General features: G+C 66.3%; 2 protein-coding genes. Both read left to right on the forward strand.

Annotated elements, in window-relative coordinates; all coding sequences use genetic code 11:
• Positions 1 to 16 precede the first annotated feature (16 nt).
• On the forward strand, positions 17 to 6,778 hold the full coding sequence (locus GLA29479_RS25520) for an autotransporter-associated beta strand repeat-containing protein (RefSeq protein WP_169795728.1): 6,762 nt from the start codon (positions 17 to 19) through the stop codon (positions 6,776 to 6,778).
• A 1,276-nt stretch (positions 6,779 to 8,054) separates the two neighbouring features.
• The gene (locus tag GLA29479_RS24120; protein ID WP_169795729.1) at positions 8,055 to 10,877 is read left to right on the forward strand and encodes a prealbumin-like fold domain-containing protein; all 2,823 of its coding nucleotides are present in this window, start codon (positions 8,055 to 8,057) and stop codon (positions 10,875 to 10,877) included.
• Positions 10,878 to 12,064 lie beyond the last annotated feature (1,187 nt).

Raw genomic sequence — 12,064 nt, forward strand, 5'->3', positions numbered from 1 at the left:
ACGCGATAGCGTGACCGTGGCCGGGCTCCTGGACACCGGCACGGGCGTCCTGACCTTGGGGGGCGGCGACGACACGTTGACTTTGCGCGACGGCGCCGCCCTCAGCGGCCTGGGCGTGAGCGGCGGCAACGGCGGCGACGATCAATTGGTGTTGGACAACGCCCTGGCGCTGAGCGTCGATGGCGGTGTCGTCAACGACTTCGAGCGTCTGCTCAAACAGAACACCGGTACTGCCACACTGACCGGTGCGCATAGTTTCGACACCAGCGTCATCGTCGCCGCCGGCGCGCTGGATGTCGACGGCATCGTCGAAACGCCGACCATCGACCTGGGCGACGATACCGCACTGAACGTCGACGGCCTGGTCCAAGGTGTCGGCGGCGTCGCCACCGCGATCAGCGGCAGCGCCGGCGCGAATACGGTCAGCGTCGGCGCGGGCGGCACGTTGCTGGCGAATGGCGACCTCGGCGCCGGCAACGATGTGTTGGATGTCGCCGGCACGCTCGATACCGCCGGTGGCGTGTTCGCTCTGGGCGACGGCGACGACACCCTGACCATCCACGAAAACACGAATATCATCGGTACCGTCTCGGCCGGCGCCGGCAACGACACCTTCGACACCCACATCGACACGGTCGCCGACCTCGGCGCGGTGCAGGGCTTCGAGACCCTGAGCAAGACCGGCACGGGCGTGCTCAACATCAACGGGCCGATGAGCTCGGACTTCACCACGGTGAACGTGGCCGAAGGCACCTTGAACGTCGCTGCGGGCGGCAGCGTGGTTCCGGCACCGGGCAATCCCCTCGCCACCACCGTGGCGAGCGGGGCGACCTTGCTCGTCGACGGCAGCTACGGCTGCGGCGCCGGCAGCGACACGATGACGGTGGCCGGCACCGTGGCGGGCACCGGCACCATCGACCTGTGCGGCGGCGACGACCGCCTGGTGCTGCAGGACGGCGCCGATCTGAACAATGCGATCAACGGCGGCGTGGGCGGTAACGACACCCTGGTGCTCGACAATACCGGCCCGCTCATCTTCGACGGCGGCAACACCGACGGTTTCGAGCTGTTGCAGAAAACCAACACCGGCACGGCGACGGTCACCGGCAGCCAGAGCTTCGTCGGCGGCACGACGATCGACGGCGGCACGCTGGACGTGGACGGCACGCTGGAGACGCCGACCGTCGGCCTGGCCGACGGCACCACGCTCAACGTGGACGGCACGCTGCAGGCCGTCGGCGGCACCGTGGCCACGGTGACCGGCGATGGCGGGGTCAACAGCGTCATCGTCGGCGCGGGCGGCACGCTGCTGGCGAGCGGCGACCTGGGCGCGGGCAACGACGTCCTCGACGTGATCGGCACGCTCGACACCGGCGGCGGCGTGTTCGCCCTCGGCGACGGCGATGACAACTTCGTGGTCCACGACGGCACCACGGTGATCGGCGTCATCGACGGCGGCGCCGGCAACGACACCCGCACCTACGATATCGACACCAGCGCCGACCTCGGCGCGCTGCTGAACTTCGAGGGCGTGACCAAGACCGGCACCGGCACGCTCAACATCACCGGCCCGGGCGCCACCGATCTGCAGGAGGTGCAGGTGCTGGAAGGCGTGCTGGACGTGCACGCGGGCGCCAGCATCGTCGCGACTCCCGGCAGTTCGCTCAATGCCACCGTCGCAGCGGGTGCCACCTTGAACGTGGACGGCGCGTTCGGCTGCGGCGACCAAAGCGATAGCCTGACCGTGTCCGGCATGGTCAGCGGCAGCGGCAGCGTCAATCTGTGCGGTGGCGACGACACCTTGACCCTCGGCGACGGCGCCGATATCGCCGGGCTGGTCAATCCGATCGACGGCGATGCCGGCGACGACCGGGTGGTGCTCGACAACGCCGGACTGCTGACCTTGGACAGCGGCGACATCGCCAACTTCGAACGGCTGCAGAAGGACAACGCTGGCGAGGCGACGCTCACCGGCGCGCACGCCTTCAGCGGCGGCACCGCCTTGAACGGCGGCACCCTGAGCGTGGCCGGCAGCCTGGACACGCCGACCCTGACGATGGGCGACGGCACCACGCTCAACGTCGCCGGCAGCGTCCAGGCCGGCGGCGGCGGCGCGGCCACGATCACCGGCAGCGCCGGCAGCAACACCGTCAACGTCGCCGCAGGCGGAACTCTGCTGGCGAACGGCGACTTGGGCGACGGCAGCGACGTCCTCGACGTCGCCGGCAGCCTCGACACCGGCGCCGGCGTGTTCGACCTGGGCGCCGGCGACGATACGCTGAGCATCCACGACGGCACCGCCATCGTCGGCATCGTCGCCGGCGGCGCCGGCACCGATCTGCTGAACGCCGACATCGCGACCAGTGCCGACCTCGGTGCGGTGCAGGGCTTCGAGACTCTGAGCAAGACCAACGTCGGCGCGCTCAACATCAACGGCCCGGCGAGTTCGGACTTCCTGACCGTCGACGTGCTCGGCGGCAGCTTGAACGTCGCCGCGACCGGCAGCGTCGTCGCCCAGGACACCACCGTCGCCGGCGGCGCGGCCTTGAATCTGGATGGCAGCTACTCGGGCACCGCCGGCAACGACAGCTTCACCGTGGCCGGCACCGTCGCCGGCACCGGTGTGCTGAACCTGCTCGACGGCGACGACACGTTCACCATCCAGGACGGCGCCGACCTGTCCGGACTGAGCAACGCCGTCGACGGCGGCACCGGCACCGACACCTTCGTCGCCGACCTGACCGGCACGGCGACCCTGGGCGGCGCGGTCAATTTCGAGACCCTGACCAAGACCAACACCGGCACCTTGAACATCGACGGCCCGGCCGCGTCGAACTTCAGCACGGTCAACGTCGACGGCGGCACCCTCGACATCGGTCTCGGCGGCAGCGTCAGCGGCGTCAACACCGCCACCGTGGCCAACGGCGCCCGTCTGGTGGTCGACGGCGCGTTCGGCTTCACCTTGGGCGCGGACAGCTTCACGGTCGCCGGCAACGTCAGCGGTTCCAGCGTCATCGACATGCTCGACGGCGACGACCACCTGATTCTGCAGGACGGCGCCGACATGAGCGGCCTGGCCACGCCGATCGACGGCGGCGCCGGCATCGACACCCTGACCGCGGATTACGCCGGCACCGCGACCCTGGGCGGCGCCACCAACTTCGAGACCCTGACCAAGACCAACACCGGCACCTTGAACATCGACGGCCCGGCCGCGTCGGACTTCACCACCGTCAACGTCGACGGCGGCACGCTCGACGTCGGTGCCGCCGGCAGCGTCAGCGGCGTGATCACCACCACGGTCGCCAACGGCGCGACCTTGAACGTCGACGGCAACTTTTCCGGTTCGTCCGGCGACGACACCATGACGGTGTCCGGTGCCATCGCCGGCAGCGGCGCGATCGCCTTCGACAGCGGCGACGACACCCTGACCCTCAACGACGGTGCCGACCTCAGCGGCTTCAGCGGCCTGCTCGACGGCGGCGCGCACAGCGGCGGCGATACGGTCGTGCTCAACAACGCCGGGGCGCTGAGCTTCGGCAGCGGCAGCGTGGTCAACTTCGAGTTCCTGACCAAGAACAACACCGGCACCGCGACTTTGACCGGGACGCAAAGCTTTAGCGGCGGCACTGCGATCAACGGCGGCGAGCTGGCGGTCGCCGGCGCGCTCAGCACGCCGACCGTGACGATGGGCGACGACACTTCGCTGACCGTCGACGGCAGCCTGGACGCAGGGGTGGGCAGCGCCGCGGCGATCACCGGCAGCGCCGGCGCCAACACCGTGACCGTCAACGGCACGGCTTTGGCCAGCGGCGATCTCGGCGCGGGCGAGGACGTGCTCGATGTGGTCGGCACCCTCGACACGCTGGGCGGCGTCTTCGCCCTCGGCGACGGCGACGACAGCTTCGTCGTCCACGACGGCACCACCGTGCTCGGTACGGTCGACGGCGGCGCCGGTCTGGACACGCGCGTCTACGACATCAATCTGACCGCCGATCTGGGTGCGTTGGTCAATTTCGAGGGCGTGACCAAGACCGGCACCGGCACGCTCAACGTCACCGGCCCGGGCGCGACCGACCTGCAGGAAGTCAGCGTGCTCGGCGGCACCTTGAACATCGGCCCGGCCGGCAGCGTGGTGGCGACCGCGGGCAGTTCGCTGACCACCGTGGTCGCGGCCGGCGCCACCTTGAACGTTGACGGCAGCTTCGGCTGCGGCGCCGCCAACGACACGATGAGCGTGTCGGGCACCGTGTCCGGCAGCGGCACCATCGACCTGTGCGGCGGCGAGGACGTGCTGACTCTCGGCGACGGCGCCGTGCTCAATGCGGTCATCAGCGGCGGCTCACACGGCAGCGGCGATACCGTGGTGCTCGACAACGCCAATGCTTTCAGCTTCGATGCCGGCAACACGATCAACTTCGAATTCCTGCAGAAGGACAACGCCGGCGAAGCCACGCTGACCGGCAGCCAGAGCTTCAGCGGCGGAACCACCCTCAACGGCGGCACCCTGAGCGTGGCCGGCAGCTTGCAGACGCCGACCTTGGCGATGGCCGACGGCACCACCCTGGCGATCGACGGCAGCGTGCAGGGCATGGCGGGGGGCCAGACCGTGCTGACCGGCAGCGCCGGCACCAACACGGTCGAAGTGGCTGCCGGCGCGAGTCTGCTCGCCTCCGGCGACCTCGGCGACGGCGACGACGTGTTCGACCTGGCCGGCACGCTCGACACCGGCAGCGGCGGTTTGACGCTCGGCGCCGGCGACGACCGCTTCATCGTCCACGAAACCACCGCCGCGATCGGCACGGTCGAGGGCGGCCTCGGTAACGACACCCTCGAAGCCAACATCGGCGGCGGCTTCAACGTACCGCTGGGCAGCATGCTCGGCTTCGAATCGCTGGCCAAGTCCGGTGCCGGTGCGCTGCAGATCAACGGGCCGTCAGAGTTCATCGATGTCGATGTGATCGGCGGTCTGCTCGAAGTCAGCGCTAGCGGCAGCGTGACGGCGCAGAACACCACGGTCGCGGCCGGCTCGACCTTGAGGGCGACCGGCCTCTACAGCGGCACGTCCGGCGACGATACCTTCGACTCGGCGGGCACGGTGATCGGCCGCTTCGAGTTCGGCGCCGGCAACGATACCGCAGAATTCCGCGGCGGCGACGTGAGCGGCCTGACCCGTTTCGACGGCGGCGTCGGCGGCGAGGACCGGGTCAATTTCCACAGCATGGTCCTGGACCAGGCCGATGTGAGCGCGCTGTCCAACTGGGAACGGGTGGACCTGCAGCAGGGAACGCAGCTGACCCTGAGCGCGCCGCTGAACCTGGGAGGCCTGCTGTCGATCGACCCAACCTCGGAGCTGATCGGCCTGGGCGGCGCTAGCCTGACCGGTAACGTCGCCAACTCCGGGTTGATCACGGTCGGCGGCAATCGCTTCGGCATCAGCGGCAACTACGCCGGCGGCGGCCGGCTGGCCCTGACCGTCTCGCCGGGCGCTCGCGTCTCGGGCGGCCTGGACATCGGCGGCGACGTGACCGGTACCACCGCGGTGAGCTTCCTGGGCGACGGCACGGACACTGCTACCAACGCCAATGAAAAGGTATCGATCCGGGTGATCGCGGCGCCGAACGACAATGCCGCGACCGAGGGCAACTTCGTCGCCGCGGGCGCGACCGACGGCGTGGTGCGGTTGAACGGCAGCGTGTTCCCGTGGACCTTCGACCGCCAAGGCGACGGCTGGTATCTCAACACCGAGGCCAGCCAGATCCTGCCGGAAGTCGGCGGTTACGCCATCCTGCCCAGCATCGGCGCCGGTTTGATCCAAGAGAGCAACCGGCTGTTGTTCCAGCGCATGGGCGCCGTTCGCGGCGACACCCGGCGCTGCGGCTCGCGCGAAGACGAGATCGAGCGCGCCTATTGGGATCTGGAAGGCGAATGCGAGGGCTTCTGGATGGCGGCGACCGGCAGCGAGTTGAAGATGGGCGCTAACCCGGGCTTCGCTTTCAGCGGCGATACCCTGGGCCTGTACGCAGGCGTCGACACGTTGCTGCAGGACCGGGACAAGCGCCATCTGCGCGGCGGCGTGTTCATCGCGTTCCAGCGCGGCAACTACTGGGCCAGCGGGGGCAACTCGACCGAACTGCAGGGCATCGGCGAAGCCAACGTGCGCGTCGATACGCCGATGGTCGGCATGTATGGCAGCGTCAGCTGGAAGAACGGCACCTACATCGACCTGACCCTGATCGGTCAGCTGCCTAAGGCGACGATCGCAGCGGCCGGTGGCTTCGAGGAAACGATCGGCGGCAACAGCCTGACCGCAAGCGCGCAGCTCGGCCATCGCTTCCACTTGAGCAACGGCTGGACCGTCGAGCCGCAAGTCAACTTGAGCGCCAGCGCGATGCACTGGGAAGACAAGACCGACGCCACCGGCAAGCAACTGGTGATGGACGACGACCTGCTGGGCACCGCGCGGGTGGCGGTGCGCGCCGAGAAGCTGTTCGAGACCGCGGGCGGCACCAAGGTGCGGCCGTGGGTGACGCTGGGCGTGCAGGACACGCTGGGCGAGAAGGACAATGCCCTGGTCGTGCTGCCGCCGGGTCCCACCGCACAGGCGCAGGCGTTCCCGAATCACGAACTGGGGCTGATGGCGACCCTCGACATCGGTGTGGAAGCTGAGTTGAACGAGTCGGTGAGTTTGTTCGGCGTACTGTCGTATGGCGAGAGCCTGGACGGCAGCGAGGCCGAGCAACGCCAAGCCAACCTGGGGGTGAGGATCCGCTGGTAGCCGCCCACGGCGGCCGACTCGGAATGAGCCGGCCGCCGCACCGGTCTGGCTCGGCAGGAGTTGATCGAACAGCGCAGGCGTGCGGCTATGGATGTGGGGCCAAGATAGACAGGGAGCAGCGAAAAGCGGCAGGGATCGGAATCGTATCGGCGGTGACTATGTGCGGCACGAAATGATGTCAATTGCCGCGTTCACCGATATCAACCTTCTGCTGGGATTGCTTTTGGGGGGCATCGTGATGACGCCTGAACCGATCCTCGACGCCCAGATCCGAAGAGGCTCTGGAGGAGGGCTTGCAACCAGAAGACGTACGAAGAACGGCCGAACTTTGCATCGGTACGCCAGGGCGACGGAGGCCGACCAGCCGTGGCCATCGTAAGGTTTCGCGATGCGTCGATGGCGCAGGTCAACGTAGTTTTCGATTCATTTCGTCCGAGTGTTGCGTCCACCAGGTTCCGATTTCGCAACGCAGTGCGCGGAGATTCCCGATCCGTTTTACAACCTTCCTGTCACGCTGATGGACAAGCAGCGCATTGTCGATCCAAAACAGATGAAAGATGCTGGGGCAACCACTGTCTCCGATAGGCCGACTCGCGCGGGCATGGTCTCGAATGGCCGACGCCCATAGGCGCACAGTCCGAACGGAAACGCAGATCGAGCGCCAGCATCGCGTTCGAAGCCGGCGGTACTTGTATATCAATATATCTGAGACGTTGACTAGATTCTTGTGGGGCCATCTGGCGCCAACGCATTCACGGCCCTGTTAGCACTGCATGGCGGCTTGCGCCGATGAGTGCGCCTGCGTCCATCTAGCAGCGTTGGGGCTGGAGCTCGAGAGGTGCAGGTGCTTGCCGACGCGGGCCGACCTACACCTCGTCTGCAGTTCTTTTATACATATATGAGACTAGCTATGAACATCCGAAGCCAGGGCATGGTTGGAAATTTACCGATGCAGGTCGGCCTGTTCGTCGCCGCAGCCGTAAAGGCGATATGGCTACCGGCGAACCCTCGCATCTGGCTTGGGCAGGCTTTGGCCGCGCTATTGCTGTGTTGCGTGTCCACCGCGGATGCCTGGGCGCAATCGTGCCGTGCCAGCATCATTGATGGCAGCTCGGAAACCATGGATTTCGCTCCGTATTCGACGGAACTAGAGTGGAATGTGAGTCCTAGCGTCACATGGCAGCGAAGCAATGCGAACCCACACGCCGTCACCTTTCGTGACTTGTCTGGCACTAGCCGTACCGCCATAAGCGGAGGCGATAGTCGATGGGCGACATTGGGCACCACGACCGCGAGTTTCTCCTTCACGTTTTCTACCCCAGTTCCGGCCAACTGGATAGGTATAGCATTAATCGACGTTGGCACTGGCAATAATACGATCGCTTATAAACCGGCGTTTACCATCAGTTTCAGTGGCGAGAGCGGCACGGCAAATGCCGCCGACTTCGCATTGGACCGGCCTGCGGGAACGACCCGATTGCGATACGACCCATCGAGCGGTGTGTTTACGAAGAACGTAGAAACCGGAGCCCGGGAATCGGCCGTTCTGATTGGAACGTCTACGGATCTGGTTGAAACGGTGACCCTGAGCGGTGTTGGGTTATTCACCGACGATTTGATTGAGTTCGATCTGATTTCCATGTCGTCCTGCGTGACGCTGGTCAAGCGAAGCGCTAGAAGAGTGGGCGATTTTTCCTTCGCTGTCAGCAACCTGGTTGAAGCGGATGCGACCGACACGGCGGGTCCGCTGATCAAGACGAAAGTTCCGGATACGACAATCGATGGGCCGAGATTGTATGCGAGGCAACTCTACTCGGATGTTGTCATCCGCGAAGCGATGCAAAGCGGATGGACGCTATCTTCGGCTGCTTGCGTCGATGCCAATGCGGCACTCAATGGGAATTCGGGAAGCTTCGGTTCGTTGTCTGGCGATACACTGACGATTCCAGCCGACAGAGTGCGCGTCAGTTCGGATACCCGATGCGAGTTTGTCAACACGGCGGCAATGGTGACGGTTTCTACGGCCGTGGAAACCCCCGCGCCGTTGCAGCCGGAAGAGCCGGTCACCTTCACTTCAACCGTCACTGTCAGCGAGGCAACGACTGGCGACATAGTGACCCTGTCCCATACCCTCGATTCCGAACTGGGATCGGTCGTCGTCACCGATGCCGGCGCATTTACCTGCAACGCGAGCGATACGCTGGTGTGCACGCTGCCGGCCGGTACGCCTCCCGGAAGCTATACAGTCACATTCACCGCCCTGGTCGATGAGCAGGCGGAAGGACCGGTGGAGACCAGTGTGGTCGCCACGGGTGCGGACAATCCAACCTGCCAGGGTAGTTGTACCACCACCACGCCGGTGGCATCGCCGGCCAGTTTCAGGGTGAGGAAGCAGGCTTCGCCGCGCGATGTGAAGATCGGCGACCTGGTCCGCTACACGGTCACGGTCGAGAACACCGGTACCGTCGATGCGATCGATGCGACCCTGGTCGATACGCCGCCTGCGGGCTTCACCTTCGTCGACGGTTCGCTGTCGGTCGCCGATCGCGACGGCGTCGGTCGCCTGGTCGGTACCTATCCGATCCAGGTCGACCAGGTCGACATCGCCGCCGGTGAGCGCGCGACATTCACCTACCTGCTGCGGGTCGGCGCCGGCGTGCGCGCGGGCATCCACTCCAACAGCGCGCTGATGCGCGACAACGGCAAGATCGTCTCCAACGTGGCCACCGCCGAAGTGCAGCTGATCGCCGATCCGTTGCTCGACCACGCCCTGATCCTGGGCACGGTGTTCGACGACCGCGACGGCGACGGTTGGCAGGACAGCGCGGCGATCGACGACGCGCGGGTCCAGGGCGGCTTCGCTGCCGACGCTTACGTGCCGAACTCGACCACGGTCGATCGCGGCACCGGTCCGAAGGCGGAACCGGACGCGAGCTCGCCGATGCTGCACGGCATCGTGTTGGGCAGCATCTCGGCCCGTCAGTCCGACGCCGATCCGGTCGACGCGCACCGCGTGGTGATTAGCCAGCGCCTGAAGGAGTTGAGCTTCACCGACGACTTCGCGCTGACCACCAAGCAGGGCGTGACGGTGCGGATGGATGCGGCCGGTACCACCCGGATCGAACGCAGCGGCGACGCGGCCAAGAACCTCAGTGGCGCGGCCCCGACGGTGGAACGTCGGGTCAGCCCGACCGAGGGTGGCTACGTGGTCGACTACATCGTTCGCAACACCGGTGTCGACGAACGCGGTATCCCGGGCGTGCGTATCGCCTCGATCGAGGGTTTGTTGATGGAGACCGACCAGTACGGCCGCTATCACCTCGAGGGCGTGGACGTGGGCACCCTGGAACGCGGCCGCAATTTCATCCTCAAGGTCGATCCGTCGACCCTGCCGCCGGGCAGCGTGTTCACCACCGACAACCCGCTGACGCGCCGCGTCACCCCGGGCCTGCCGGTCCGCTTCGACTGGGGCGTCAAGCTGCCGGCCGGGCTGATCGAAGGCGGTGAGGAGCAGATCGAGATGGAACTGGGCGAAGTGTTCTTCGCCCCGGGCAGCGCCGAGGTGCGTGCGCAGTACCTGCCGGCGATCGAGAAGATGGCCGCGCAGATCAAGCAACACCGCGGCGGCGAAGTGGTGATCAGCGCCAACGGCGATAGCGAGTCGCTGGCGTTCGACCGGGCTTCGGCGGTCAAGGCCGAGTTGGTCAAGCAATTGCCGGCCGACGTGCTGCAGGCGCTGAAGGTCAGCGTGCGCGGCAACGCCGACGACCCGGGTTCGCTGATCGTCGGTCTGGGCGAAGGCGGTGCGCTGCTGGGCACGGTGTTGTTCGACACCAACAAGGAGACCATCCGTCCGGAGTTCGAGCCGCTGCTGGATAAGGTCGCGGCTGCGCTGGAGCGCATGCACGGCGGCGTCATCGCGATCGTCGGCCACACCGACGTGCGCGCTTCGTACCAATACAACACTGCGCTCGGCATGCGACGCGCCAAGGCCGTCTACGACGCGTTGGCCCAACGACTGAGCCCCGAAGTGCGCGCCAAGGTGCGAGTCGAGTCGAGTAACGATCCGACCGCCCCTGTCGACGTGAAGCGGAATTGAGGGGGCGGATCATGAAGATGAAGATGAAATTGCTGGACTACACCCTGATCAGCTTGCTGGCGGGCGCAGCCCCGTTGGCGACTGCGCAGGAGTCCACCAAAGAGGCCGCCGCCCAGACCGAAGGGCCTGCCGAAGCCGTGAAGTGCACGGAAGACGCGTGCAGCGGCGAAGACGGCTTGCTGTTCAAGCTGCGTACGCGCAGCTACAGCAAGCCGGTCACCGAGGGCACGACGGCGAAATCCTCGTCGGAAGCCCTGCAGCCGGACCGCCGCGTGTCGGTGGCGCTGGAGCAGCCGGGCAAGGCGGTGGCGATCGGCAAGTGGTCGGTCAGCCTGCCCAACGGCGGGGTGATCTGGGCGACCGAGGATCCCACCCTCGGCCGTCCGGAGATGAACATCAGCGGCACCAGCCTGGTCTCGTTCGACGGCACCAAGGTGCTCAAGCCGGTGCGCTTCTATGCGTACAACAACTATTCCTCGTTCATCCAGCGCGCCGAAGTGTTGATCTACCGCGCCAGCGACACCGACCTGGTCGATCCCTTGGCCAAGGTCGAGTTGCCGGTCGGGGCGATCAGCGAGGCCGAATGGGACGGCACCCTGCCGGCCGGTTACGAAGCGCGTGCCGGCGACGAACTGCTGTACCTGGTGCGTGCCTACGGCGCCGACGGCAGCGTCGACGAGACCTATCCGCAACGCATGCAGCTGGTGCGGCCGGAAGAGGCCGAACGCGGCCTGCAGACCATGCGCAATGCCATGGAACGCAAGCAGGGCACCTCGCTCGGTGTCGAAGAGGCGCAACGCAACAGCCTGACCGAAGCCGTGTTCGGCAGCAGCACCCTGCGCCAGCAGAACATCGGCATCTACGGCTCGCGCATCCGCATCCAGGGCCGCAACATTCCCGAGAACTACTCGGTCACCATCAACGGGCGCAATTTCCCGGTCGACCTGGAACGCAAGCTGGTCGCCGAATACCTTGAGCCGATCGGCCGCCACGAGTACGACCTGCGCCTGAAGGGCGAGGGCGGCGAGATCAACCATATCAACCATAAGCTCGACATCGACGTCAGCGGGCGCTACATGTTCGCCGTCGCGATCGCCGATGTGACCGCCTCCAAGGGCAGCACCTCCGGTTCGATCGAGCCGTTGGCCGGCGACGAGCATTTCGACAAGAGCTTTCTGCTCGAAGGC

This window comes from Lysobacter antibioticus (assembly GCF_001442535.1).
Taxonomy (GTDB): Bacteria; Pseudomonadota; Gammaproteobacteria; order Xanthomonadales; family Xanthomonadaceae; genus Lysobacter; species Lysobacter antibioticus.